The sequence below is a fragment of the Streptomyces sp. Mut1 genome (genome assembly GCF_030719295.1).
Classification (GTDB): domain Bacteria; phylum Actinomycetota; class Actinomycetes; order Streptomycetales; family Streptomycetaceae; genus Streptomyces; species Streptomyces castrisilvae.
Genome location: NZ_CP120997.1, coordinates 5,788,660 through 5,814,583, shown reverse-complemented (window position 1 = coordinate 5,814,583; position 25,924 = coordinate 5,788,660). Strand labels below are relative to the sequence as shown.

Sequence of the window (25,924 nt, the reverse complement as noted above, 5' to 3'; positions counted from 1 at the left end):
GCAGGATAAGGGATCGGGCCCCCGCGCTCCCGGGCGGACGGACATGACGCGCGACCGGGCCGCGGACATGACAGCCCACCGGGGCGCGGACGCGCCGGAGGCCCGGGGCCGTCGCCGCAGGCACCGGCCCCGGAACCACCGTCGAAGCGTCCGCCGAGGTCATCGGCCTCACCTTTTCACCCGAATGCCCCAGGTCAAGAACCGCCTCGCCGCGCGTCGTCCGGACAACTCGGCCGTCGCGTCAACCTCCATCCTTCGCCCTCACGTTCGACGAATCCCAGTGAGTGCAGTTCGTACAGTTTGCCGAGGGCTTCATCGGCGCTCGTCCCGGCGACGCGCGCCACCTCGCGGGCGGCGACGGCCGTACGGGCCGGCAGGGCGTCCAGCACCCTCCCGGCGACGGCGTCGAGCAGATCCCTGGCCAGCACGGGACCGCTCCTTGAGGGGGCCAGATCCCCGATGTCCCCCACGAGTTCGGCGACTTCCGCGGCGTCCGTCACCAGCACGCCCTCGCCCCGCAGGAGTTCGTGGACGCCCGCTGACAGACCACTGGTCGCCGGCCCGGGAACGCCCATCGTGAACCGGCCGAGCCGCTGCGCACCGCGCGCCGTGACGAGGGAGCCGCTGCGGTATTCGGCCTCGACCACGACGGTCCCCCGCGTCAACGCGGCGATCACCCGGTTCCGCAGGATGAACCTGCTGCGCGTCGGGTGTTCGGACGGCGGCAGTTCACCGATGACGAGCCCCTGTTGGGCCACGCGCCCGATCAGCTCGGCGTGCCCGCGTGGGTAGGGGACGTCCACCCCGCAGGCCAGCACCGCCATCGTCGCGCCGCCGGCGGCCAGCGCGCCGCGGTGCGCCGCCCCGTCCACCCCGAAGGCGGCCCCCGAGACGACCACCCAGCCACGCTCCGCCAGACCGGCACCCAGTGTCGTCGCCATGTGCGCCCCGTACGGCGTGCAGGCGCGGGCGCCGACCACGGCGACCGAGCGCAGCGCCCAGAGCCGCAGATCGGGCCTCCCCCTGACCCAGAGCCCGGTCGGCCGCGCATCGCCCAGGTCGTCGAGCTGCGTCGGCCACTCCGGGTCACCGGGACAGACGAAGCGCCCGCCGACCGCCGCGACGGCGGCCAGATCCCGCTCCGGGTCGACGCCCTCGGCCCTCAGCCGGTATCCGGCCAGCCGCCGCACGGTCATCCCGCCGAGCCGCTCCGCCTCCCCGCCCGGGACCGTGATCCGGCGCCAGAGCTCCGCCGCCCCGCACTCCCGCAGCCACCGGCCGCCGTGCTCGTCGCCCGGCTCCAGCACCCGGGTCAGCGCCGCCCGCGCCAGCCGCTCCCGCGCACTCACGCCCCCGGCCGGCCACCCCCGCCCGCTCGACGCCCCACCACCGCCCGCGACCACGGCTCCCCCACCGCCGGGCCCGCGTCCCGCCACGACCGCCCCGCCCCCGCACCCCGCGGCCGACGCGCCTCCACCGCGCCCCTCAACCCCCGCTCCGCCACCGCCGTCCGGGGCCGGCGCCCCGCTCCAGCGCCCCTCAACCCCCGCTCCGCCACCGCCGTCCGGGGCCGGCGCCCCGCTCCGGCGCCCCGCGTCCCGTGCCGTCATGCCGCCCCCGCCCCCAGCGCGACCCCGCGCGGGATGCCGCTGCGCAGTTCCAGGGCCACCGCGATGTCCGAGGCGTCCGGGCGGTCGGCGCCACGCAGGTCCGCCACCGTCCACGCCACCCGCAGCACCCTGTCCAGGCCCCGCGCGGTAAGCAGGCCGCGCTCCATGTCGCGCTCGGCCGCCAGCAGCGCGCCCGGCGCAGCGGCCAGCCGGGTCCGCAGCTCATGGCCGGGGACCTCGCTGTTGGTCGTCCAGGCCGTCCCCGCCAGCCGCTCGGCCGCCCGCGTCCGGGCCTCCCGCACCCGGGCCGCGACCGTCGCGGTGGACTCGCCCCTGCCACCCCGTCCCATCAGGTCCCCGCGCGTGACGGGCTCGACGGCCACCCTCAGATCCACCCGGTCGAGCAACGGCCCGGAGAGCCGGGCCTGATAGCGGCGCACCGCGGACGGCGGGCACTCGCAGCCGTCCCCGCTCAGGGTGTGCCGCCCGCACGGGCAGGGGTTGGCCGCGAGCACCAGCAGGAACCGGGCAGGCAGCCGCACCACCCCCGCGCTGCGCGCCACCACGATGTGCCCGGACTCCAGGGGCTGGCGCAGCGCGTCCAGCGCCCGGACCGAGAATTCCGGCGCCTCGTCCAGAAAGAGAATCCCGCGATGAGCGAGCGAGACGGCGCCGGGTCTCGGCAGCCCGTTGCCCCCGCCGACCAGCGACTGCATGGTCGCCGAGTGGTGCGGCGCGCAGTAGGGCGCCCGGGAGACCAGCGGCTCGCCGGGCGGCAGGATGCCGGCGACCGAATGCACGGCGGTCACTTCGAGGGATTCCTGCCTGCTCAGGGGCGGCAGGATCGCGGACATGCGCTCGGCCAGCATGGTCTTGCCCGCGCCCGGCGGCCCGGTGAGCAGCAGGTGGTGGCCGCCGGCCGCGGCGACCTCCAGGGCCTTGCGCGGCCGCTCCTGCCCCGCCACGTCCGCCAGGTCCGGCCGGGAGCCCTCGGCCGTCGCCGAGGCCCTGGCGACGCCGGTGCCCAGTCCGGCGCCGGGCACCATCAGCCCGGCGAGCATGGTGTCGGGGCGCCCCTCGTCCTGGGCCCGTTGTTCGTCGGGCACGGGTTCGTCGCACAGCACCGCGATCAGCTGCCGCAGGCTGCGCACCCCGAGCACGGAGACGCCGGGCACGAGGGCCGCCTCGCCCGCGCTCTGTTCCGGAACGACCACCTGCCGGTAGCCCGCCTCGGCCGCCGCCAGGACGGCGGGGAGCACCCCTCGTACCGGGCGCACCCGGCCGTCGAGTCCCAGCTCCCCGATCATCACCACGTCGTCGATGGAGGCGGGGTCGATCCGCTCGGCGGCGCCCAGCACCGCACACGCGACAGCGAGATCGAAACCCGATCCGCCCTTGGGTACCGAGGCCGGGGACAGCCCCACGGTGAGCTTCTTCTGCGGCCACTGGGCCCCGGAGTTGACCACGGCGGCCCTGACCCGGTCCCGGCTCTCCACCAGGCTCTTGTCCGGCAGCCCCACCAGGGTGAACGCCGCCACCCCGGCCTCCAGGTCCGCCTGGACCTCCACCACCACGCCCTCGACGCCGACCAGCGCCACCGAGCAGGCACGTGCGAACCCCATCACGCCACCCCCCGGGCGTGCTCGGCCAGGGGCGCACCGCGCGTGGGCAGCACCACACCCACCAGATCGATGCGCACCCCGCCGGGCGGCGGGCCGCCGTGCCGGTCGAGCCAGAGCGCGGCCAGCCGTCGCAGCCGGTCCGCCTTGGCCGGGCTGACCGCGGCCATCGGATGCTCGAACGCGCCCGCCCTGCGGGTCTTCACCTCGCAGATGACGAGCGCGTCACCGTCCATCGCGACGATGTCGATCTCGCCGGCGCGACAGCGCCAGTTCCGTTCCAGTACGGACATGCCGGCGTCGGCCAGCAGCCGCGCCGCCAAGTCCTCGCCGTACCGCCCGAGAGCCCCCCGTGCGTTCATATCGGCACCACCTCCGGCACCGACTCTGACGCTTCCGCCCTACTTCAGTGGATCTTGGTGGACAAGCGGGCGATTGTGGATAACTCAGCCACCCGGAAGTTCGAGATCGCTCTTGTTGAGCTCCTCGATGTTGACGTCCTTGAACGTCAGCACCCGTACCTGCTTGACGAACCGTGCGGGTCGGTACATGTCCCAGACCCAGGCGTCCGCCATGGACACCTCGAAAAACACCTCGCCCTGGACCGAGTGCACCTGCATCTCGTAGTCGTTGGTGAGGTAGAAGCGCCGTTCGGTCTCGATCACATATTTGAACAGACCGACGACATCGCGGTACTCCCGGTAGAGCTTCAGCTCCATCTCGGTCTCGTACTTCTCGAGGTCCTCGGCGCTCATTGAAATGTTCCCCTTCAGCCGTGCGTTTCCCCATTGTGCGCCGGCGCCCCGCGCCCCGGCCGCTCAGGCGTTTTCGGGTGCCAGGACCACCGGTGTACCCGGAGGACCCTCGTCGAGCAGCGTCCGGAGCAGCTCGGCGAGTCTGGTCGGGTACACCGTCTCACGCGCCGCCGACAGTTCGGCGGAGGTCCACCACCTCAGACCCGTGACACTGCGGCGTTCCAGCCATGTGTGGCCGCTGGTGTCGATGGCGGTCTGTGCGGTACGGGCCAGGAAGTACCACTCGTCCTGTTCCCAGCGCCGGCCGTCGAAGGAGAAGGAGCACCGCCGCTGCCAGAGGACCGGGCCCAGTTCGACGTCCGTGATCCCGGTCTCCTCGGCCAGCTCGCGCAGCGCGGCCCGCTCACGGGTCTCGTCGCCCTCAAGACCGCCGCCCGGGGTGAACCACCAGCTGCGCTCCGGGTCCTCCGGTTCGAAGCCGTGCATCAGCAGAATGCGGTCGTCCGGGTCGAGGAGTACCAGGCGGGCGACCTTGCGCACCTCAGCGGACACCGGCCGCCGCCTTCGGCTGGGTGCTCCGCTTCGGCCGGGAGGAACGGGCCGCGAGCGGGCCGTACACGGCACCGCCGAGGATGAGCACGATGCCCACGGCCATGGCGGTGAGCTGGAGCTTCAGCGGCCCGGCCGACGAGACCCCGCCGGGCAGCGCCGCGAAGGCCTCGGGCCTGTCGATCATGGAGCCGAGCGGCCAGGCGACGGCGTCGACCCGGGCCTGCACGGCGCCGCGCGGCACCGAGCCGTGGGTGGCGTCCGACAGGTGGACCCGGGAGTCCAGCGAGACCGTGCGGTCGTCGCCCAGCAGGAAGAGCTGCCCCTTCGGCACCTCGGCCGTGAAGTCCTCGCCCGAGGCGCGGCCGGAGGACCGCAGATACGGTTCGTCGATGGGTATGCCGTTGACCGTGAGGCGGCCGTCCTCGCCACAGCAGACGATCTTGTCGCCGCCGGTGCCGACCACCCGCTTCACCATGGGCATGTCGCCCCACTGGGTGTCGGTGAAGACGACCACGTCACCGCGCCGGACGTCGCCGCCGTCCACCCGCTGCGCGAGGACCTTGTCGCCCGCGTTCACCGTCGGCGTCATCGAGCCGGTCGGGACCGTGTAGGGCCGGTACAGCACCGCTCCCCAGGCGAAGCCGCCGAGGAAGAGCACGCAGCCGATGGCCACGGCCACCGAGGACAGCCTCGCGCCGAGCCGGCCGCGGCCGTCGTCCGCACGACCTGTTGCACCCATACCGGCATCCCCCATCGGAGGTCGACAATCGCTGATCCGCGTGGGCACCCTACCCGGCGGTACGCCCGGCGGTCAGCCTCCGTCGGCGCCACAGCACGAGCGGCAGGGCACCGGCGAGCCCGGCGACACCCGGCGCGGCCCCGGCCGCGGCGCTGATGCCGGACTGGTCGAAGGTGTCGGGAACGGGGAGCGTCGCCCAGCGGTTGACCGGCCACGCCACCACCACGGCCCGGCCCACGACCTGGCTCACCGGCACGAAGCCCTTGTTGGCGTCGTCGGTGTGGTAGCGCGAGTCCGACGAGTCCTGCCGGTGGTCGCCCATCACCCAGATCTTGCCGTCGGGCACCTTGAACGGGCCGAAGGGCATGTCGTCGCAGGCGCTGTTGCCGGGGAAGACGTACGGCTCGTCGAGCGCCTTGCCGTTGACCTGGACCGGCCCGCCCTTCTTGCACTCCACGGTGTCACCGCCGACCGCGATCGTGCGCTTGATCAGGTCCTTCTCCTCGGCGGACGGCATCAGCCCGACGAAGCTCAGGAACTTCTGCACCGCGTTCGGCTTCGGGGTCGGCTCGTCGCGCAGCCAGCCGTCCGGGTCGTGGAAGACGACGACCTCACCGCGCTCCGGCTCCGAACCGAACCACGGCGTCAGCTTGTCCACCAGCACCCGGTCACCACGCTGAAGCGTGTTCTGCATCGAATCCGAAGGAATCGAGAACGCCTGCACCAGAAACGTCTTGATCAGCAACGCCAGAATCAGCGCGATCCCGATGAGGAGGGGCAGTTCCTTCCAGAACGGGCGGGCGTTCTTCTTCTTGTCCCCGCCGCTGTCCGGCTCGGCCTCGGGGGCCGGGGCGGACTCGGCGTCGGTGCCGGTGTCCGTCGCGTCGGCCGGTTCCGGCTGCCGGGTGGGCCCCTGCTCGGGCCGTGCTCCGCCTGCCACTCCACTCATGTCCGCTTCCTCACTCTGCGCCGGATGCCTGCCCAGGGGACCGCCCTGTCGGCCGGCCCGCCGTATCGGAGAACCGCCCCCTGCGCGCAGGGGGCGGTTCGTCGCTTACGTCGTCCGCCGGGGCGAGGTGCGGCGCCGCCTGCGCCAGAGCACGAGCGGTACGGCGCCCGCGAGGCCGATCGCTCCGGGCGCCGCAGCGGCGGCCGCGGCGTTGAGGCCCGGCTGGTCGAAGGTCTTGGGAATCGGCAGGGTCGCCCAGCGGTTGACCGGCCACGCGATCACGATGGCCCGGCCGACCACCTCGTCGGTGGAGACCGTGCCGCCGCCCGGCAGATTCTGGTGGTAACGGGAGTCGAGCGAGTTCTGCCGGTGGTCGCCCATCACCCAGATCCGGCCCTTGGGGACCTTGATCGGGCCGAACGGCTGGTCGTCGCAGGCGCTGTTCCCCTTGAAGATGAACGACTTGTCGTCCAGCGCCGTGCCGTTGACCTCGACCGGCCCGTTCTTCTTGCACTCCACGGTGTCACCGCCGATCGCGATGACCCGCTTGATCAGGTCCTTCTCCTCGGCGGACGGCATGAGTCCGATGAAGCTGAGGAACTTCTGCACCGCGTTCGGCTCGGGTGCCTGGGTGTCCTCCAGCCAGCCGCCCGGGTCGTGGAAGACGACGACCTCACCGCGCTCCGGCTCCGAACCGAACCACGGCGTCAGCTTGTCCACCAGCACCCGGTCACCACGCTGAAGCGTGTTCTGCATCGAATCCGAAGGAATCGAGAACGCCTGCACCAGAAACGTCTTGATCAGCAACGCCAGAATCAGCGCGACGCCGATGAGGAGGGGCAGTTCCTTCCAGAACGGGCGGGCGTTCTTCTTCTTCCGGGCCGTGCTGCCGCCGGACGCGCCGCCGTCACTCTCCGCCCCGCTCGCCGTCGCCGAGTCCGCCGGCTCCCCGGCGGACTCGGCGTGCGCCGGACTGCCCGGCCGGTCCTCGGGTTCTTCGTGTCCGGATCGTGCGCCGACCGCCAAATCCCCCACATCCACTCCTTATTCCGTGCCACCGCCTGCGTCCTAGCCGATGCAGGCCCACCACTCCCATAACGAGCGGGAGTTCCGCAGGGGTCGGGAGACGGGTCGATCCGTATGGATACTCGGACACACTATTCGACGGCCCCGAGGCGGCAGCCGTACCGGCGCGCGCGTCCGGGACCGCGGCGAACGCCGAGCGTTCCGCCAGACCGCTCCAGTGCCCGAAGGGCCAGACGATCCACTTCGCCCGCCCCACGACCGCCTCCTCGGCGATCGTGCCGTCCGCCGCCTTGTCCAGGTGGAAACGTGAATCGGCGGAATTGGAGCGGTGGTCCCCCATGACGAAGAGGCGGCCCGCCGGAACCTTTACCTCGAATTTGATGGTGGAAGGGGAATCCCCGGGGAAAACATAGGGTTCGTCGATCGCCATGCCGTTGACGGTGAGCCGCCCGTCCTGCGCGCAGCACTTCACGGTGTCGCCCCCGACCGCCACGACCCGCTTGATCAGATCCTGCTCGTCACCAGACGGAAGCAGCCCGATGAAGGTGAGTGCCTCCTTCACCTGCTTGACGACGACGGGGGACTCCTCGGAACTCGTCGGGTTCGGGGGCGGCCAGTCCGACGGGTTGCGGAACACGACGACGTCACCGCGCCGCGGCTTGGACCCGAACCAGGGCGTCAGCTTGTCCACCAGCACCCGGTCGCCGATCCGGATGGTCTGCTCCATCGACCCGGAGGGGATCACGAAGGCCTGCACCAGGAACGTCTTGAGGAACAGCGCGATGAGCAGCGCCACCGTGATCAGCAGCGGGATCTCCCGCACCGCCGACCTGCGCCGCTTGCGCTTCACCTTGCGGGCCAGCTTGCGCCGCTCCGCCCGGGTCGGCAGCGAACGCGCACCGGCCGCGTCCGGCGCGGCCCCGCCCCGGCGCCCGCGGTTACCCATGGGCCGGGCCCGGCGCCGGTATGCCGTCGAACGCCGAGGTGCCCGGCAGGGAGCCGATCCGCCCGAGCGGCCAGCCGAACCAGTCGACCCGCCCGATCACCCGGCTCACCGGCACCATGCCGCCGCCCGGCTCGCCCAGGTGGTCGCGGGAGTCACGGGAGCGGCTGCGGTGGTCGCCCATCATCCACAGGGTGCCTTCCGGGACCACGATGTCGAAGGGAGCCCGGGAGGCCGCGTCACCGGCGAAGAGGTAGTCCTCCGCCAGCGGCCGGCCGTTCACCTCGATCCGGTCCCGCGCGTCGCAGCAGACCACCCGGTCGCCCCCCACACCCACCACCCGCTTCACGAAGTCGGTCTCGGCGGGCTCGGCGAGCCCGAGGGACGCCGCCGCCCCGTGCAGCAGCGCGGTGACCGGGTTCGTCTCCCCCGCCCCCTCGGGCACGAAGGAACCGGTCCCGTCGAAGACCACCACGTCACCGCGGCGCGGCTCGGAGCCGAACCGGTACGCCAGCTTGTTGACGAGCACCCGGTCGCCCACCCGGAGCGTGGGCTCCATCGAGCCGCTGGGGATCAGGAAGGGCTGCACCACGAAGGTGCTGAAGAGGAGCACGAAGACCGCGCAGACGGCACCGAGCGCGAAGGCGCGCCGCCAGGACAGCGAGGCGGCGGCCCGGTGCCGTACACGCGAAAAGCGCGACCGCGCCTCCGGACCCGTAGCGGGTGCGGAGGAGCGGTCGCGCTCCTGGAGTTCTGCTTCCGTGTCCATCGGGGCCAGAGCTTATCCGGCCGTCCTGTGGACCAGGCAGTCAGCTCAGCGGTCGCGCTTCTCCTTGATCTTCGCGGCCTTGCCGCGCAGCTCACGGAGGAAGTACAGCTTGGCGCGACGGACGTCACCGCGGGTCACGATCTCGATCTTCTCGAAGATCGGGCTGTGCACCGGGAAGGTGCGCTCGACGCCGACGCTGAAGGAGACCTTGCGGACCGTGAAGGTCTCGCTGACGCCCGCGCCCTGGCGGCGGATGACGATGCCCTTGAACTGCTGGACACGGGAGCGGTTGCCCTCGATCACGCGGACGTGAACGTTGACGGTGTCACCGGGGCGGAACGCCGGGACGTCGGTACGCAGCGACGCGGCATTGACGTCGTCGAGCAGGGAAGCCATGTTGTCTGCTTTCTTCGCCGATGCCACAGGTCATCGACGGGAGAGAGTGATGAATGCGAAGGGCTGATCGCGTCGGACGGGCGTCTTTCCCCCTGTGGCAGGGGCGCACGCGGACGTACAGCAGCGGCCTATTCTTCCACGGCCTCGGGCCTGCGCCAAAATCGGCCGCCCGGCTCCGGCGACCAGCCGAGGATGGAGAGCATCTCCCGGTCCTTCTTGTCGAAGCCGGAAGCCTCGCACCGCTCGATCAGATCGGGCCGGTTGGCGGCCGTACGGCGCAGCGCCTCGTCCCGCCGCCAGCGCGCGATCCGTCCGTGGTGGCCGCTGAGCAGCACCTCGGGGATGCCCCGCCCGCGCCACTGGGGCGGCTTCGTGTAGACGGGCCCCTCCAGGAGGTTCGCCATCGCGCCGGGCGCGAAGGAGTCGTCCTGGTGGGACGCGGCGTTGCCGAGGACGCCGGGCAGCAGCCGGGCCACCGCCTCGGTGATCACCAGGACGGCCGCTTCCCCGCCCGCCAGCACGTAATCGCCGATGGACACCTCGATCACCGGCATCCGGCCGGCGTACTCCTCGGTCACCCGCCGGTCGATCCCCTCGTAGCGGGCCGGGGTGAAGATCAGCCAGGGCCGCTCGGCGAGTTCGACGGCGAGTTCCTGGGTGAACGGCCGGCCGCTCGGCGTCGGCACCACGAGGACCGGCGCATGCGCCCCCGCCTCGTAGCCGTCCGCCAGCGCCTCGTCCAGGGCGTCGCCCCACGGCTCGGTCTTCATGACCATGCCGGGGCCGCCGCCGTACGGGGTGTCGTCCACGGTGTTGTGGCGGTCGTACGTCCACTCGCGCAGGTCGTGCACCCGGACGTTGAGGCGGCCGCTCGTGCGGGCCTTGCCGACCAGGGAGACGTTCAGCGGTTCCAGGTACTCGGGGAAGATCGTGACGATGTCGAGGCGCATCAGGCGTCGTCCTCGCCCGTCCCGGCGGCCGTTCCGCCCTCCTCCTCGCGCGCGGAGGCCACGACCGCCTCGCTCTCGTCGATCAGTCCGGGCGGCGGGGCGATCACCGCGCGCTGCTCGTCCAGGTCGATTTCGGTGACGATCTCCTCGACGAACGGGATCATCACCTCGCTGCCGTCCGGGCGCTCCACGATGAAGAGGTCCTGGGACGGCAGGTGCGTGATCTCGGTGATCCGGCCGATCCCGGTGCCGTCGGCGAGGACCACGTCGAGGTCCATCAGCTGATGGTCGTAGAACTCCTCGGGGTCCTCCGGGAGCTCCGCCGGGTCGACATCGGCGATCAGCAGGGTATTGCGCAGCGCCTCGGCGGCCGTACGGTCCTTCACACCCTCGAAACGCAGCAGCAGCCGGCCGCTGTGCACCCGGCCGGTCTCGATCGTCAGCGGTCCCGTCGTGGCCGGCTCGGTGGCCAGCACGGCTCCGGGCCCGAGCCGCAGCTCCGGCTCGTCCGTGCGCACCTCGACGGTGACCTCGCCCTTGATGCCGTGGGCGCGACCGATCCGCGCGACTACCAACTGCACCTTGTGTCTCTCCTGTCGTACGACGACGGGCCGGGGCGGGCGCTTGGCCCTCCCCGGCCCGTGCCGGTGTTCAACTCTGTCAGCGAACCTGGTCCACATCGACGAGGTCGACGCGGATGCCACGGCCGCCGATGGCGCCCACGACGGTACGCAGCGCGCGTGCGGTGCGGCCGTTGCGGCCGATCACCTTGCCGAGGTCATCGGGGTGGACCCGGACCTCCAGCACGCGGCCACGGCGCAGGTTGCGCGAGGCGACCTGCACATCGTCGGGGTTGTCGACAATGCCTTTCACGAGGTGCTCGAGAGCCTCCTCGAGCATGCTCAGGCCTCGGTCGACTCGGCGGGCGCGGCAGCGTCAGCAGCCTCGTCCGCCTTCTTGTCGGCCTTCTTCGCCTTGGGCGTGATGGCCTCGCCCTTCGACTCCTCGCCGCCGTCCTTGGTGAGGGCGTCGAACAGGGCGCGCTTGTCGGCCTTGGGCTCCGGCTGCAGCAGCGGCGCGGGGGCCGGGAGGCCCTTGTGCGCCTGCCAGTCGCCGGTGAGCTTCAGGATCGCGAGAACCGGCTCGGTCGGCTGGGCGCCGACGGACAGCCAGTACTGCGCGCGCTCCGCGTTGACCTCGATGCGCGAGGGGTTCTGCACCGGGTGGTACAGGCCGATCTCCTCGATGGCCCGGCCGTCACGGCGGGTACGGGAGTCGGCGACGATGATGCGGTAGTGAGGCGAACGGATCTTGCCCAGACGCTTCAGCTTGATCTTGACTGCCACGGGAGTGGTGTCTCCTGGTCTATGACGTGGTTGGGCACAACGAAGATGCCACGTGGGGTTGCGGTACTCGGGTGCCCGATGGACGCGTCAGCCGGAGGAGAGAGGGGTCCTGTGCGACTGTCGAGTACAGCTAGCCATTGTGCCACACCACATCGGCTCACCCCACCGCGACCGCCGCTTCCGGAATCCGGAACGGCTTCCCGCAGCCGCCGCAGACGATCGGGGCCTGCGCGAGGACCGAGGGGACCACGCGCACATTGCGCCCGCAGTCGCAGACGGCCTTGACCCGCACGCCCCCTCCGGAGGAGCCGTGCCGGGCGGCGGGGCCGCGGAAGGAGCGCTTGGTGTCGGCGGCGGTGGCCACGGTGTGCGCCTTGAGGGCGCGCTGGAGCCGTTCCGTCGTGGGCCGGTAGCGGCGCTTGGCCTCGGGGTTGAGCGTGACCAGCGAGAAGCCGCTGCTGGGATGGGGCTCCTCGGCATGGTCGAGGCCCAGCTCCTCGGCGATCGCCAGGAATCGTCGGTTGTGGTATCGGCCGGCGCGTGAGGTGTCGCGGACACCTCTGGCGGCGGCGATGCCGTGGACTGCCTCGTGGAGCAGTCGCTCGAAGGAGAGCTCGGCGCCACAGGCGGACGAGGACTCTCCGATCAGGGACTCGGGTGCGGCGAGATCGGGCAGCTCGGGGTGGTACCGCTGAATGTCGGCCCACGCCTGTGCCAGCTCTGCGGCAAGTACAGGTGGTGTCGTGCTCACGTCGTGACCAACGAGCGCGGGGCCCTCGGTGTTCCGATTCCGGGCCATCCCAAATATTTTGCACGTACCAGTCAGTTGCCGTTCATGCGTCCTGACGAGGGCGGGTGCGCTGATCTGCGGAGAAGTCTCACAGCTCGCACCAAGCCGGTACGTAGCGCCGCGTACGCCCGAGCGCGTAGACGCCGTGCGCGCCCCCACCGTCCGCGCGTGGTCCGGCGCCGGGCTCCGGCGGGCGCGGAACGCAGGTGGAAGAGGCTACCCGCAGCCCCCTGACGTGCTCGACGTGCCCGTCCGGGCGTACCGGGTGAGACTGGGACGGCAGCGACGGCGGAGCACGCGGCGGACCCCTGGTCGCCCATGCCGTCCGGGCGCCCGGGTGCCGTCACGCGCACCGGGGCGGCCCCGCGGGCAACGGCGCCCCGCAGCCCCCTGGACGCGGCGGCGGACGCGCGGTTCTCCGGCATACGGGGGAAGCGCGCGTACGGGACGGCCGGCCGTCCACCCGGGCACGACCGATCGGCAGAACCGGCAACCTCTCGGCGGATGATTGGGGCGCGTTCCATGACACCTACGCTCGTCCGGCACCACCGGCACACCGAGCCCTCCGCCTCCGCGGACGACGGCTCCCGGGCCCGTGACTGGGCCGAGATCCAGGAACGGATGCTGGCACCGCTCCACGAGGCGGTGTACGCGCGGCTGGAAGTGGGGCCCGCCACCCGGATGCTCGCGCTCGGCTGCGGCTCCGGACTCGCGCTGCTGACGGCCGAGGGCCGCGGCGCGCGGGTCACCGGCGTGGACACCGATCCCGAGCGCCTCGCCCTCGCGCGGGCCCGCCTCCTGCCCGCCCCCGAGGACCGGGGCTCCCCCGCCACCGGTGCCCGCCTCGTGGACACGGTCACCGAGGCGGCGGCCGCCGGACCGCACAGCCTGATCACCGCGTTCACCCCGATCGGCTGCGCGGCGGGCGACGGGGACGAGCTGGTACGGAGCCTGGGGACCGCGGTGCCGTCGGCGGGCCGGGGCTCCACGGTCGTCCTGACCGGCTGGGGCCCGCCCGAGCGGTGCGCGACCGAGGCGGTGCTGCGGGTGGCGAGCCGGCTCGCCGGGGACGGGCGCACACCGGGCGGCGGCTGGCGCGGCCCGCGCCGGGACGATCTGGAGGACGTGGCCTTCCGGTCCGGGCTGCGGCCGGACGGTTCGGGCCGGGTGGCCTGCCCGTTCGGCTACGCCGACATGGACAGCGCGGTACGCGGCCTGCTCTCGACGCGGCTGTTCGACGCCGCGGTCCGGGCGACGGACCGGTGGCAGGTGGAGAGAGAAGTGGCGGAGGCCCTGCGTCCGCACCGGCGCGCGGACGGCACGGTGTGGATGTCCAACGTGTTCCGCTATCTCGTCTGCACCTCTTAGCGAAACTCGTCTGCACCTCTGAACGAAAGCGGATGCGGGCCGGCCACCTCGCGACACGCGTCGCCGAGGCGGCCGGCCCGTCCCGTCGCCCCCGTGACCCGCCGCGCTCCGGCGCGGACGCTTGTCAATATCCAGAATCCTGTTTACTGTTCCCTTTGTGAACGTCTTCGATGACCGTTTCCTCACGCGCAACGGACTGGCCGCCCGCCAGCTCGCGGTCCTGCTGCTCAACCATGAGCCGGACACGCGGCTGCCCCGGGTGCGGGACTACGCGCAGGAGCTGGGGTGCGGAAACGGCACGGTCCAGGCGGCCCTGCAGCTGCTGGAGGAGTCCGGCGCCATCAGGACGACCGCCCGGGGCCACCTCGGCACCTTCCTCGCCCACTCGGACCGCTCCATACTCTGGCGGCTCTCCGGGCTCGGGACACTGCTGGCCGCGATGCCCCTGCCGTACTCCCGCCGTTACGAGGGCCTGGCGACCGGACTGCGCGGCGCCTTCGAGGAGGCGGGCGCGCCCTTCGCGATCACCTTCATGCGAGGCGCCGGGGCCCGTACCGCCGCACTGCTCGAAGGCAAGGTCGACCTCGTCGTCCTGTCCCGCTTCGCCGCCGACGAGCTGATCGCCGAGCATCCGGTGGAGCTGGTGGCGGACCTGGGGCCGGCCACCTACGTCGGCGCGCACGGCATGCTCCTGCGCCACGGCGTGGACCTGGACACCCCGGGCCTTCGGGTCGCGGTCGACCACGCGTCGGAGGACCTGCGCATGCTGGTCGACCTGGTCTTCGCCGGGCGCCCGGACGTCCAGCGGCTGGAGGCCTCGTACATGCAGCTGCCCGATCTCTTCGCCCGCAAAGAGGTGGACGCCACCGTCTGGAACCTGGACGAGGTGCGGGACCGGCTCGGAGTCGGCGTCGACGTGCTCCCGCTGGGGGACGAGGTCACCCGCGAGCTGTCGCTGCGCAACTCGAGCGCGGCCATCATCGGCCGGACCGAAGGGGCCAAGGCCCTGGCCGCCGTCCGGGACTCCCTGAACCTCTCGCTGATCACCTCGCTCCAGCGCGAGGTGCTTGAGGGCACCCGCCTGCCCTCTTACTGACCCCCGGCCGGCCGGGAGCCGGAACAGGACGAAGGTCCTGCCACGACGGGACCTTCGACCTCGTCAAAATACAAAATCCTGGTTACTGTCGATTTTAGGAGGACCGCCATGGACGACCAGCTGGCCCTGCGGATTCAGCTCTTCCGCGAAGGCGGACAGATCAAGCCCGAGGTCGCCGACTTCGTCACGGCCGAACTGGCCGCCCTCGAAGCGGAGGGCTGCACGGTGACCGAGGCGACCGCGGGCATGCTCACCAGCCATCTGATGATGGCGCTCACCCGGCTCCTGGACGGCGAGGCCATCGAGCAGTTCCTCACCGACGACCAGGTGGCCGCCGAACTGGCCGGACACCCCGAGGCCGTCACCCGCGCCCGCGCCGTCGCCGAGCGCGCCCGGCGGGAACTCGGGGCCGTCCTCCCGGAGTCCGAGGTGAACTTCCTCGGCATGCACCTCGCGGTACTGGCGCAGCAGACCCCCGCCGCGCCCTCCTCCTGAACCTCGGTCCGGCGCAGCCCGGACCGAACCACCGAGAAAGAAGCAGGACATGACGAAGATCCTCGCCGGCGGCGTCGGCAAGACCGAGGTCACCAACACCATCAAGCAGCTCGGCATCGAGGGCCTGGAGGTCACCGCCTCCAGCGACATGGACGCCGCGATGAAGCTGCGCGTCGCCCAGGCCGACTACTACCTGGGTACCTGTCACACGGGCGCCGGCGCCTCGCTCGGCGTCCTCGTCGGCCTGATGGGCAGCGCCGTCTGCCACACCTTCGGCCGCAGCGTCCCCACCGAGGAGCAGATCACCGCCCTGCTGGACGAGGGCAAGAAGGTCTTCGGCTTCTCGATGGACCAGATCGACACCATCGCCCCCCTCATGGCGCGCGCCATCGCCGCCCGCGGCTGACCCCAGCCACCCCGCTCTGATCACCCCGGGCACGAAGGAGTGACCCCGTGAGTACAACACTCGCAGCCGGTGCAAGCCTCGACTTCTCGCTGGCCCAGCAACTGACCGTCATAGCCCTCTGTGCGCTGACCGCGTACATCGCGCACATGGCGCTGGCCGTCTTCAACGACGGCGTACGCCCGTTCCTCCTGGACTTCATCCAGGGGCGCACCACGCGCAGCGCCACGACGGCGGTCTCGTTCGGCCTCTCGGCCGGGTTCATCTTCGGGCTCGGCGCCCCGATGGCCCTGTCCACCGGCGTGCTGAACCCGTGGCTCCTCTTCCTGCCCACCGACATCCTCGGCATGCTGTCGCCGAAGAAGTGGCTCGCCCCGATCCTCGGCGGCGCCTGGGGCGCGGTCGTCGTCTTCGGACTCAACGGCGCCAACAACGTGGCACACGACCTGCCGGTCGACTTCATCACCGCCATGCAGCAGATGTCGACCCCGATCCTCTTCCTCTTCACGCTGTTCCCGGTGCTGGCCATCACCAAGCAGTTCGGCCGCAAGTGGGGCGGCATCGCGGGGCTGCTGGAGTTCGCCCTGGTCGTCATGACCATGAAGCTGTGGCCCAACATGTTCGCCGGCGCGCTGGCGATGGCCGTCGGCGTGCTGATGCTCATCGGTCTCGCCGTCGCCAAGGACCTCGCCCAGCGCAAGGCCGACAAGGCGGCGGGCGTGAGCGAGCCCGTCCTTGAGGGCGACGACCCGATGGCGTCCCTCTTCAGCGCCAGCGCGGCCCGGCTGCGCAGGTATCTGCCGCTGTTCATGGTGCTGGGCGCCGGAGTCTGTGTGCTCGCCCAGATGCACATATTCGGCGGCGGCGAGGCGACCAGCTTCCTGATCGCCAAGGGGCAGTACTCCGAGGCCGCGCAGGTCGACTTCTACCGGGTCTTCGGCTTCATCCCGCTGATCGCGACCACCGCGCTGGCCTCCGGCGCGTACGGCATCGCGGGCTTCACCCTCGTGTACCCCATCGGCTATCTGATGCCGAACCCGTTCCTCGCCGCGATCGTCGGCGCCCTGGTCTTCGCGGCCGAAGTGCTGGCCCTGTCCTACATCGGCAAGCTCCTCGGGCGGCTGCCCAGTGTCCGGGACTCCTCGGAACACCTGCGCAGCGCGATCACCGACACCCTCCAGCTGGCGATCCTCTTCGGCTCGCTGATGGCGGCCAACGCCATGGGCGGCGGCCTGGGCATCCTCGTCGTCGGCGGGCTCTACCTGCTGAACGAGGCGATGGGCCGGCCGATCGTCCGGATGGCCGCGGCACCGGCCGCGGTGATCGTCGGCGGCATCCTCCTCAACCTCCTGTACTGGATGGACCTGTTCACACCGATCAAGGGATAGCTCCGCGCCCCGGATCACGCAGGCCGACCCGAGAAGGACCCCCCACGATGAACAGCCCCGCCCCCGTGCTTCGTACCGTCCTCGGAGACATCGCCCCCGACGCGGTACGCGGCCCCGCCCTGGCCCACGAACACCTCGTACTCGACCTCGACCACCGGGGTGACGGCGGCGCCGTGCTCGCCGCCGGCCGGCACACCGCCGCCGTCACCGCCGAACTGGCCGCACTCCGCGAGGAGTACGGACTCGCCCTCGTCGTCGAGCTGACCTGTCGCGGCATGGGCCGCGACGTGCGCACCCTGGCCCGGATCTCCCGGGACGCCCAGGTCGCCGTCGTCGCCGCGACCGGCTGGTACTACGAGCCGTTCCACACCCCCGAGATCGACCGCGGCAGCGTCGCGGACCTGGCCGCCACCCTCGTCCGCGAGATCGAGGACGGCATCGGCACCACCGGCATCCGCCCCGGCGTCCTCGGCGAGATCGGCAGCCACGGGGACATCCCGGCGCCGCCGGAGAGCAAGGTGCTCCGCGCCTCGGCGCGGGCCGCCCTCGCCACCGGGCTCTCCGTCGCCACCCACGCCCAGCTCGGCCGCGGCGGCCTCGCCCAGCTGGAACTGCTCACCGCCGAGGGACTGCCCCCGCACCGGATCTCCCTCGGCCATCAGGACCTGCTGGACGATCCCGCGGTGCACCGGGAGCTGGCCGCGAGCGGCGCCTACGTCGCTTTCGACACGGTCGGCAAGGACAGCTATCAGAGCGACGACACCCGGCTGCGGCTCCTGCTCGCCCTGCTGGAGGCGGGACACGCCGACCGGGCCCTGCTCAGCTGCGACATCTCCCGTCACGGCTACCTCACCTCCGAGGGGGGCCAGGGCTACGGCCACCTCTTCGGGAGCTTTCTGCCCGAGGTTCGTGCGGCAGGCGTGGACGACGACCTGATCGACCTGCTGACCCGCCGCAATCCGCTGCGCTTCCTCAGCGGCGCGAACGTGGAAGAGAGCTGACCATGAACCCCGTACTCCCCCGGACGTTCCCGCTGCCGACCGTGGCCCCGGCCGATGCCGTCGCCCGGCAGTTCCGGCTCATCGAGGCCACCGCCCGCCACTTCGAGGGCCCGCAGCTGTTCGCCTCCGACGCCGGGGTCGTGCCCGGCCTCGGACGCCCCGCCACCACCGCCCGCGTCGAGTCCGTCCTCGCCGACTTCTTCGGCGCCGAGGACGCCGCCTTCGTCCAGGGCGCGGGCACCGGCGCGATCCGGGCCGCCCTCACCGCAGCCGTCCGGCCGGGCGACCCCCTCCTCATCCACCGGGCGCCGGTCTACCGCACCACCGAGGTCACGCTGCGCGGCCTCGGGGCCGAGACCGTCGAGGCCGACTTCAACGACCCCGACGAGCTGCGCGGGGCCCTGGAGTCCGGCCGGTTCCGCTGGGCCTACGTCCAGCACACCCGGCAGCGGCTCGCCGACTCCTACGACCCCGGCGAGGTCCTCTCCGCCTGCCGGGCCGCCGGCGTCCGCACCGTCGTCGACGACAACTACGCGGTGATGCGCACCCCGGCGGCCGGGGTCGAACTGGGCGCCGACGCCTCCTGCTTCTCCCTGTTCAAGCTGCACGGCCCGGAGGGCGTCGGTATCGTCGTCGGCGCCCGCGACCTGGTCGAGCACATCCGCCGCGACAACTACTCCGGCGGCGGCCAGGTCCAGGGGCACCAGGCGCTCGACGCGCTGCGCGCGCTCACCCACGTACCGCTCATGTGGTCCGTGCAGTCCCAGGTCGGTGCCGAGGTCGCCGAGCGGCTGACCGCGGGCGAGGTGCCCGGGGTCGCCGAGGTCCGGCTCGCCAACGCGCAGGACCGGTGCCTGCTCGTCCGCCTCGACCGGCCCGTCGCCAGGGAACTGCCCGCCGTCGCCGCCCGCTTCGGCGCGGCCCCCTACCCCGTCGGTTCCAACTCCCGTTACGAGATCACGCCGCTCTTCTACCGGATGTCCAGCTCCGCCCTGGACGACTCCCCCGAACTGGCCGACTGGACCGTGCGCATCAACCCGATGCGGGCGGGCGCGGACCTCGTCATCGAAATCCTGCGCCGCTCGCTGGCCGCGCTGAACGACCCGAAGGACCACTGACCGTGTTTCTCGACACCGTACTGACCCGCAATCCGGGGCTCGTCGAGGCCGCGGCCGCACTCCACCACGAGGGCGCGATCCCGCCGGACACCTATGTGATGGACCTGGACGCCATCGAGGCCAACGCCGCGCTGCTGGCCGCCGAGGCCGACCGGCTGGGCGTCTCCCTCTGGTTCGTCGTCAAACAGCTCGGCCGCAACCCGGAGCTGATCCGGGCCATCGCCCGGCACATCCCCCGGTACGCCGCCATCGACCCGCCCGAGGCCCGCACCCTGCACGCCTCCGGCGCCCGTGCCGGCAACCTCGGCCACCTCGTCCAGATCCCGCGCCGCGCCCTGCCCGAGATGCTGGCGTGGCGCCCCGAGACCGTCACCGTCTACGACCTGGACAACGCCCGCGCGGTCTCCGACGCCGCGCGGCGGCTGGGGTTCGTCCAGGACGTCCTGATCCGGCTCGAAGGCGCCGAGGGGAGCGTCTACCCCGGCCAGGAGGGCGGCGTCCCGCTCGCCGGGCTCGACGCCTTCGCCGACGCCGCCGAACGGCTTCCCGGCATCCGGATCGCGGGGGTCACCGCCTTCCCCTGCGTGCTGTGCGACCCGGCGACCGGGGCCCCGTACGCCACGCCCAACTTCGCCCTCGCCCTCAAGGCCCGCGAGACACTCGCCGGCCGCGGCCACACGGATCTCGGGCTGAGCGCACCCAGCGCCACCTCGATGGCCTCCCTGCCGCTGCTCGCCGGCCTCGGCGCCACCCACGGTGAGCCGGGCCACGCCCTGACCGGCACGACCCCGCTGCACGCCCTCGACCCGGCGCAGCCCGAGACCCCCGCCTACGTGTACGTCACCGAGGTCGCCCACACCCTGGACGACGGACGTCCCGCCGTCTTCGGCGGCGGGTTCTACGCCCGCTCCCACATCAGGAGCGCCCTGCTGCCGCGCACCGGCGCACGCCTGAACGTGCTGGACGCGCCCGCCGAGAACATCGACTACTACCGGCTGCTCGACGCGCCCGCCCCCGGCCAGGAGGTCCGGATCGGCGACACCGCGCTGCTCGCCTTCCGCACCCAGATCTTCGTCACCCGCTCGACCGTCGCCGTCGTCTCCGGAATCTCATCCGGTGCGCCCCGTCTCAACGGTCTGTACGACGCCCAGGGCCGGTCCCTGAGCTGAGGAGGCACCCCATGGCCAAGACCGTCATCGTCGTGATCGACGGATTCGGCATCGGCGCCATGCCCGACGCGGGCACCGCGCGCCCCGGCGATCCGACCGCCGACACCTGCGGACATGTGCTGGACCACTGCCGGGAGGCGTTCGGCCGCCCGCTGCGGCTGCCTGTGCTGGGCTCGCTGGGCCTCGGACTCGTCCACCCGCACCCCGATCTCGCCCGGCGCACCCACCTGCCCGTCGCGGCGGGCCGGGCGGCCCTCGGCTATCCGGGCGCCGACACCTTCGCCGGTCACCAGACCATGATGGGGGCCGACTTCAGCCGGGTGACCGTCGCCCGGCTCGCCGACCACATCGACGAGGTGACCGCCGCCCTCGAAGAGGCCGGTCACCGGGTCGGCCGGCTGGACGGCAAGCCGCTCCTGGTCGTCGACGGCGCGGTCCTGGTCCACGACAACCTGGAGGCCGACCCGGGCATCAACTGGAACGCCTCCGGGCGGCTGGAGGACCTGCCGTTCGACGGGCCGGACGGCATCCTCGCCGTGGCCCGCACGGTACGCACCGTCGCCCCCGTGGCCCGGGTCATCGCGGTCGGCGGACACGCGGACGACCCGCTGGAGCGCTTCGTGCGGGCCGGCGAGGAGGGCACGGTCGGCCTCGACACCCCCGCCACCGGCTTCTACCGCAACGGCGGCCTCGAAGTGCGGCACCTGGGTGCCCGGATCGACCACGCCCGCCAGCTCCCCGACCTGGCTGCCCGCGCGGGCATCCCCGTCACCCTGGTGGGCAAGGCCGCCGACATCCTGGTCTGCGACGCCGCGGCCCGGCACCCCGCCGTGGACACCGCCGACGTCCTCACGCACACCCTCGAAGCGGTACGCGCCCCCGGCGACGGTCTGGTGGTCTCCAACGTCCAGGAGACGGACCTGGCCGGACACCAGCAGGACACCGAGCGCTACGGACGTCTCCTGGAACAGGTCGACGCGGGCCTGGCCGCGCTCGTCGCCCTGCTCGACGCACCGGGTGACCGCCTCATCGTGACCGCCGACCACGGCAACGACCCGACGGCCGGGCACGCCTTCCACACCCGCGAGTACGTCCCCGTCCTCATCCACCGGCCCGGCGCGGACGGCGCGGAGCTGCTGCCGGACGCGGGGAGCCTGGCGGATGTCGGCGCGACGGCCGCCGTGTCCCTGTCGCTGGACCCGGAGGGCCTGGCCAACGGCCGGGAGCTGCGGACGGGCCGGCGGGCGGCTTAGGGCCTGTCGGGACACGCGTGAGGGGCGCCCACCGGGAGTGGGCGCCCCTCACGCGTGAGCCGTCCGGGCTGTCAGCCCATGAACTTCTTGAACTCGTCGGGCAGCTCGAAGTCCTGAGCGTCCTGGCCGGCCGGCAGGCCGGGGACGCCGCCCTGCGCCGCCTGCTCGCGGCGGGCCGCGGCGGCCTGCTCCTCGGCCTTGCGCTTCATCGGGTTGCCGCTCTTGCGCTTGCCCTTGGCCTGCTTGACCTGCTTCTTCTGCCGACCGGGCCCACCGCCCATGCCCGGCACCCCGGGCATCCCCGGCATGCCGCCGCCCTGCGCCATCTTCGACATCATCTTGCGGGCCTCGAAGAACCGCTCGACCAGGTTCTTCACGGCGCTGACCTCGACGCCGGAGCCCTTGGCGATACGGGCGCGCCGCGAGCCGTTGATGATCGTCGGCTCGGCGCGCTCCTTCGGGGTCATCGACTTGATGATCGCGGCGGTGCGGTCGACGTCGCGCTCGTCGATGTTGTTGATCTGGTCCTTGATCTGCCCCATGCCGGGCAGCATGCCGAGCAGCTTGGAGATGGAGCCCATCTTGCGGACCTGCTCCATCTGGGCCAGGAAGTCGTCGAGCGTGAAGTCCTTGCCGCCCTTGCTCGACGACAGCTTGGAGGCCATTTTGGCGGCCTCTTCCTGGCTGAACGTCTTCTCCGCCTGCTCGATCAGGGTGAGCAGGTCACCCATGTCGAGGATGCGGGAGGCCATGCGGTCCGGGTGGAAGGCGTCGAAGTCCTCGAGCTTCTCGCCGTTCGACGCGAACATGATCTGCTTGCCCGTGACGTGGGCGATCGACAGGGCCGCGCCACCGCGGGCGTCACCGTCGAGCTTGGAGAGGACCACCCCGTCGAAGCCGACGCCGTCGCGGAAGGCCTCGGCGGTGTTGACCGCGTCCTGACCGATCATCGCGTCGACCACGAAGAGGATCTCGTCCGGGCTGACGGCGTCGCGGATGTCCGCGGCCTGCCGCATCAGCTCCTGGTCGATGCCGAGGCGGCCTGCGGTGTCCACGATGACGATGTCGTGGACCTTGGTCTTCGCGTACTCGATGGAGTCCTTGGCGACCTTGACCGGGTCGCCCACGCCGTTGCCCGGCTCGGGGGCGTACACCGCGACCCCGGCGCGGTCGGCGACGACGCTCAGCTGGTTGACGGCGTTGGGGCGCTGGAGGTCACAGGCGACGAGCAGCGGGGAGTGGCCCTGGCCCTTGAGCCAGAGGCCGAGCTTTCCGGCGAGGGTCGTCTTACCGGCACCCTGGAGGCCGGCGAGCATGATCACGGTGGGCGGGTTCTTGGCGAACCGCAGCCGCCGGGTCTCGCCGCCGAGGATGGCGATGAGCTCCTCGTTGACGATCTTGACGACCTGCTGCGCCGGATTCAGCGCCTGGGAGACCTCGACGCCGCGCGCCCGCTCCTTGACGTTGGCGATGAAGGACCGGACGACGGGCAGCGCCACGTCGGCTTCGAGCAGGGCGATACGGATCTCGCGAGCCGTGGCGTCGATGTCCGCCTCGGACAAGCGGCCCTTGCCCCGGAGGTTCTTGAAAGTCGCGGCAAGGCGGTCGGAGAGAGTATCGAACACGGCGCTCGTCGGTCCTCAGGGTCGGGGGCGGGTGGAGTCGGTCGGTTCCCAGGGTATCCGGACGCCGGACGACGCCAAGCCCGCGCCCGGCACTCGCCGGGGGGCGAGGCTCAGCCGAGCGCCTTCTCGACCTCCTGGGCCAGCTGCGCCGCCCGTTTCGCGGACAGCGGTGCACCGTCCGCGTCCGTGACGTAGACCGTGTCCACCGCGTTCGCCCCGAGCGTCGACACATGCGCGCTGCGCACCCGCACCGTGCTGCGCTCCAGCGCGTGGCCGATGCGGTGCAGCAGGCCGGGGGCGTCCTGGGCGCGGACCTCGATCACCGTGGCGAGACGGGAGCCGGCCGCCGCCACCGTCACCCTGGGCGGCGGGGCCTTCACCCCGCGCCGCCTGGGATAGGCGGCCTCGCGTTCGGCGAGGCGGGCCGGGATGTCCAGGGAGCCGTCCAGGGCGCGTACGAGGTCGGCGCGCAGCCGGGCCGCCTGGGGCAGCGAGCCGTACTCGGCGGCGACCCGCCAGCTGAGCAGCAGCAGGTCCGCGGTGTCGCCCAGCTCCGTGGGCAGTTCCACGGCCCTCAGGTCGGCGGCGCGCACGGTGAGGCGGTGCAGGGCGAGGACCCCGGCGGCGGCGGGCAGGACTCCCGGCCGGTCCCGGAGCGCGATGAGGAGTTCGACGCCGACCGGCTCCGGGGCGCCTTCCTCGTGCGGGGTCTCGGGCCGGGTGTGCAGGGCGAGGACGGGTTCGCCGGTGCGCAGGGCCTCGATGGCGAGGCGTTCCTGCTCGGCGCCGGGGGCGGCGGGTTCGGGTTCCTCGGGGGCCTCACCGGCCAGGACCTGGGCGACGCGTCTGACGAGTTCGGTGACGAGGGAGGCGCGCCAGGCGGACCAGGCGGCGGGCCCGGTGGCGAGGGCGTCGGCCTCGGTCAGGGCGTGCAGCAGCTCCAGGGTGGCGGCGCTGCCGACCGCGTCGGCGACGGCGCGGACGGTGGCCGGGTCGTCCAGATCGCGGCGGGTGGCGGTCTCGATGAGCAGCAGGTGGTGGCGTACGAGGGTGGCGATGACGCCCACGTCGTGCCGGTCGAAGCCGGTCCGGGCGGCCATGTCGCGGGCGATGACCTCGCCGGCGACGGAGTGGTCGCCCGGCCAGCCCTTGCCGATGTCGTGCAGCAGGGCGGCGACGAGGAGCAGGTCGGGGCGGCCGACGCGGCGGGTGAGCGAGGAGGCGCGGACGGCCGTCTCGACGAGGTGGCGGTCGACGGTCCAGGTGTGGACGGGGTTGCGCTGGGGGCGGCAGTGGACCCGTTCCCAGTCGGGCAGGAGCCGGGTGATCAGTCCCTCGGCCTCCAGTGCTTCCCAGACGGGGACGGTGGCCTCGCCCGCGCCGAGGAGGGTGACGAGTTCCTCGCGCGCCTCGGCGGGCCACGGCACCGGGAGCGGCTTCGCGGTGGTGGCGAGGTGGCGGACGACGTGGCGGGAGAGGGGCAGTCCGGACTGGGCGGCCGCGGCGGCGGCCCGCAGGACGAGCACGGCGTCGCGTTCGGGGCGTGCGGTGCGGGCGAGCACCGCCTCGCCGTCGGCCTCGACCACGCCGTCGGCGAGCGGGGTGCGGTCGGGGGCCGGGCCGCGTCCGCCGCCGAGCAGGGCCCGCAGCCGGGGCCGGGCCGAGCGGGCGCGCAGCACCCGGTTGACCTCGCGCCAGGTGACGTCGGTGGCGTAGGAGACGGTGCGGGCGGCCTCGTAGACCTGGCGCAGCAGGGCGTCGGCGTCGAGGAGGCCGAGGGCTTCGGCGACCTGGTCCTGTTCCTGGAGGGCGAGGCGGTCGGTGGCGCGGCCGGTGGTGAGGTGGAGGGCGTCGCGGGTGTCGAGCAGGACGCGGCGGGCCTCGGCGAGCCCTTCGCGGGGGGCGTCGGCGACCCAGGAGGCGGCGACGGCGCGCAGGGCGGTGGCGTCGCGCAGGCCGCCCCTGGCCTCCTTGAGGTCGGGTTCCAGGAGGAATGGGAGCTCGCCCTGGCGTTCGGCGCGTTCGGTGCAGAGTTCGTGGAGTGCGGGCAGGCGTTCGGGGGCCTGGTTGCGCCAGTCGGCGAGGATCGCGGTGCGCAGGGAGGCGACGAGGCCGAGGTCGCCGGCGACGGGCCGGGCGTCGAGCAGTCCGAGCTGGACCTTGAGGTCCTCGCCGGCGGTCTTCCGGGCTTCGGCGGGGGTGCGGACGGAGTGGTCGAGGGCCAGGCCGAGGTCCCAGACGGGGTACCAGATCCGGTCGGCGAGCGCGGCCACGGCCGCGGCGTCGGCGGTGCCGTCGTGCAGGAGGAGCAGGTCGAGGTCGCTGCGCGGGGAGAGTTCGCCCCTGCCGTAGCCGCCGACGGCGACGAGGGCGGCGCCCCGGACTCCGGCGTGTTCGGCCGCGGTGGTGAACAGGGCGGTCAGCCAGGTGTCGGTGAGCGTGGCGAGGGCCGCACGGCGCGGCGGCCCGGACCGCTCCTTCTCCTGGAGAAGGCGCAGCCGGGCCGCCGCGTAGCCGCTGGGTCCCGAGTCCTCGGATTCGGTGGTCACTTCGGTGCTCGTCAC

The 25,924-nt window shown here is 72.5% G+C and carries 27 protein-coding genes; 9 read left to right on the top strand and 18 right to left on the bottom strand.

Translation table 11 applies throughout. The annotated features are described in order from the left end of the window. Positions 1-194: 194 nt before the first annotated feature. The 16 genes from dprA to P8A18_RS25355 form a co-directional block, all read right to left on the bottom strand. Positions 195-1,349: a DNA-processing protein DprA gene (gene dprA, locus P8A18_RS25430; RefSeq protein WP_306057989.1), complete on the bottom strand. Its 1,155-nt coding sequence runs from the start codon at positions 1,347-1,349 to the stop codon at positions 195-197. A 257-nt stretch (positions 1,350-1,606) separates the two neighbouring features. Continuing rightward, complete coding sequence (locus P8A18_RS25425; protein WP_306057987.1) at positions 1,607-3,232, bottom strand: YifB family Mg chelatase-like AAA ATPase; 1,626 nt, start codon at positions 3,230-3,232, stop codon at positions 1,607-1,609. After that, the gene (locus tag P8A18_RS25420; RefSeq protein ID WP_018551786.1) at positions 3,232-3,591 is read right to left on the bottom strand and encodes a YraN family protein; all 360 of its coding nucleotides are present in this window, start codon (positions 3,589-3,591) and stop codon (positions 3,232-3,234) included. The genes P8A18_RS25425 and P8A18_RS25420 overlap by 1 nt, the downstream gene beginning before the upstream one ends. 84 nt (positions 3,592-3,675) lie before the next feature. Next, a complete protein-coding gene (locus P8A18_RS25415) occupies positions 3,676-3,984 on the bottom strand; it encodes a DUF2469 domain-containing protein (protein ID WP_003965949.1) in 309 nt (102 codons plus the stop codon). Between the two features lie 63 nt (positions 3,985-4,047). Continuing rightward, on the bottom strand, positions 4,048-4,536 hold the full coding sequence (locus P8A18_RS25410) for an NUDIX hydrolase (RefSeq protein ID WP_306057984.1): 489 nt from the start codon (positions 4,534-4,536) through the stop codon (positions 4,048-4,050). Continuing rightward, on the bottom strand, positions 4,526-5,275 hold the full coding sequence (lepB, locus tag P8A18_RS25405) for a signal peptidase I (protein ID WP_306057982.1): 750 nt from the start codon (positions 5,273-5,275) through the stop codon (positions 4,526-4,528). Before lepB (P8A18_RS25405) ends, P8A18_RS25410 begins: the two co-directional genes overlap by 11 nt. Positions 5,276-5,324: 49 nt before the next feature. Continuing rightward, positions 5,325-6,224: a signal peptidase I gene (gene lepB / locus P8A18_RS25400; RefSeq protein WP_306057980.1), complete on the bottom strand. Its 900-nt coding sequence runs from the start codon at positions 6,222-6,224 to the stop codon at positions 5,325-5,327. 105 nt (positions 6,225-6,329) lie between these two features. Next, on the bottom strand, positions 6,330-7,250 hold the full coding sequence (gene lepB / locus P8A18_RS25395; protein ID WP_306061145.1) for a signal peptidase I: 921 nt from the start codon (positions 7,248-7,250) through the stop codon (positions 6,330-6,332). After that, positions 7,132-8,196, bottom strand: a complete 1,065-nt coding sequence (gene lepB / locus P8A18_RS25390) for a signal peptidase I (protein WP_306057978.1) — start codon at positions 8,194-8,196, stop codon at positions 7,132-7,134. Before lepB (P8A18_RS25390) ends, lepB (P8A18_RS25395) begins: the two co-directional genes overlap by 119 nt. Then, complete coding sequence (lepB, locus tag P8A18_RS25385) at positions 8,189-8,962, bottom strand: signal peptidase I (protein WP_306057976.1); 774 nt, start codon at positions 8,960-8,962, stop codon at positions 8,189-8,191. Before lepB (P8A18_RS25385) ends, lepB (P8A18_RS25390) begins: the two co-directional genes overlap by 8 nt. Positions 8,963-9,007: 45 nt before the next feature. Continuing rightward, complete coding sequence (gene rplS, locus P8A18_RS25380) at positions 9,008-9,358, bottom strand: 50S ribosomal protein L19 (RefSeq protein ID WP_306057974.1); 351 nt, start codon at positions 9,356-9,358, stop codon at positions 9,008-9,010. 128 nt (positions 9,359-9,486) lie between these two features. Beyond that, positions 9,487-10,308, bottom strand: coding sequence for a tRNA (guanosine(37)-N1)-methyltransferase TrmD (gene trmD / locus P8A18_RS25375; RefSeq protein WP_306057972.1), 822 nt, complete (start codon positions 10,306-10,308; stop codon positions 9,487-9,489). Continuing rightward, a complete protein-coding gene (rimM, locus tag P8A18_RS25370; protein ID WP_306057969.1) occupies positions 10,308-10,889 on the bottom strand; it encodes a ribosome maturation factor RimM in 582 nt (193 codons plus the stop codon). The genes trmD and rimM overlap by 1 nt, the downstream gene beginning before the upstream one ends. 79 nt (positions 10,890-10,968) lie before the next feature. Next, entirely contained in the window at positions 10,969-11,208 is a 240-nt protein-coding gene (locus tag P8A18_RS25365; RefSeq protein WP_005311361.1) for an RNA-binding protein, read from the bottom strand. Positions 11,209-11,210: 2 nt separating this feature from the next. Continuing rightward, positions 11,211-11,654 carry a 30S ribosomal protein S16 gene (gene rpsP / locus P8A18_RS25360; protein WP_306057939.1) on the bottom strand — a complete coding sequence of 148 codons (444 nt, stop codon included), beginning with the start codon at positions 11,652-11,654 and terminating at the stop codon, positions 11,211-11,213. A gap of 157 nt (positions 11,655-11,811) precedes the next feature. Next, positions 11,812-12,405 carry a hypothetical protein gene (locus tag P8A18_RS25355; protein ID WP_003965961.1) on the bottom strand — a complete coding sequence of 198 codons (594 nt, stop codon included), beginning with the start codon at positions 12,403-12,405 and terminating at the stop codon, positions 11,812-11,814. 561 nt (positions 12,406-12,966) lie between these two features. On the opposite strand from P8A18_RS25355, the gene P8A18_RS25350 reads away from it, so the two are divergent. The 9 genes from P8A18_RS25350 to P8A18_RS25310 all read left to right on the top strand — a co-directional run bounded on the left by P8A18_RS25350 (position 12,967) and on the right by P8A18_RS25310 (position 21,735). Further along, positions 12,967-13,812 carry a methyltransferase domain-containing protein gene (locus P8A18_RS25350; protein WP_306057938.1) on the top strand — a complete coding sequence of 282 codons (846 nt, stop codon included), beginning with the start codon at positions 12,967-12,969 and terminating at the stop codon, positions 13,810-13,812. A gap of 157 nt (positions 13,813-13,969) precedes the next feature. Beyond that, complete coding sequence (gene yhfZ, locus P8A18_RS25345) at positions 13,970-14,908, top strand: GntR family transcriptional regulator YhfZ (RefSeq protein ID WP_306057936.1); 939 nt, start codon at positions 13,970-13,972, stop codon at positions 14,906-14,908. 108 nt (positions 14,909-15,016) lie between these two features. After that, positions 15,017-15,403 (top strand): PRD domain-containing protein, encoded by a 387-nt coding sequence (locus tag P8A18_RS25340; RefSeq protein ID WP_306057934.1) that lies wholly within the window; start codon positions 15,017-15,019, stop codon positions 15,401-15,403. Between the two features lie 49 nt (positions 15,404-15,452). Beyond that, positions 15,453-15,809, top strand: coding sequence for a DUF2620 domain-containing protein (locus P8A18_RS25335; protein WP_018551770.1), 357 nt, complete (start codon positions 15,453-15,455; stop codon positions 15,807-15,809). A gap of 47 nt (positions 15,810-15,856) precedes the next feature. Next, complete coding sequence (locus tag P8A18_RS25330; RefSeq protein ID WP_306057931.1) at positions 15,857-17,194, top strand: YhfT family protein; 1,338 nt, start codon at positions 15,857-15,859, stop codon at positions 17,192-17,194. A gap of 47 nt (positions 17,195-17,241) precedes the next feature. After that, positions 17,242-18,195, top strand: a complete 954-nt coding sequence (locus tag P8A18_RS25325) for a phosphotriesterase family protein (RefSeq protein WP_306057928.1) — start codon at positions 17,242-17,244, stop codon at positions 18,193-18,195. A gap of 2 nt (positions 18,196-18,197) precedes the next feature. Continuing rightward, positions 18,198-19,313: an aminotransferase class V-fold PLP-dependent enzyme gene (locus P8A18_RS25320; protein WP_018551767.1), complete on the top strand. Its 1,116-nt coding sequence runs from the start codon at positions 18,198-18,200 to the stop codon at positions 19,311-19,313. Between the two features lie 2 nt (positions 19,314-19,315). After that, positions 19,316-20,482 carry an alanine racemase gene (locus P8A18_RS25315; RefSeq protein ID WP_306057926.1) on the top strand — a complete coding sequence of 389 codons (1,167 nt, stop codon included), beginning with the start codon at positions 19,316-19,318 and terminating at the stop codon, positions 20,480-20,482. An 11-nt stretch (positions 20,483-20,493) separates the two neighbouring features. Beyond that, positions 20,494-21,735, top strand: a complete 1,242-nt coding sequence (locus P8A18_RS25310) for a phosphopentomutase (protein WP_306057924.1) — start codon at positions 20,494-20,496, stop codon at positions 21,733-21,735. Positions 21,736-21,806: 71 nt separating this feature from the next. On the opposite strand, the gene ffh is transcribed toward P8A18_RS25310, so the two are convergent. Then, positions 21,807-23,360 carry a signal recognition particle protein gene (gene ffh / locus P8A18_RS25305; RefSeq protein ID WP_306057921.1) on the bottom strand — a complete coding sequence of 518 codons (1,554 nt, stop codon included), beginning with the start codon at positions 23,358-23,360 and terminating at the stop codon, positions 21,807-21,809. A 110-nt stretch (positions 23,361-23,470) separates the two neighbouring features. Beyond that, positions 23,471-25,924 carry a [protein-PII] uridylyltransferase gene (locus tag P8A18_RS25300; RefSeq protein ID WP_306057919.1) on the bottom strand — a complete coding sequence of 818 codons (2,454 nt, stop codon included), beginning with the start codon at positions 25,922-25,924 and terminating at the stop codon, positions 23,471-23,473.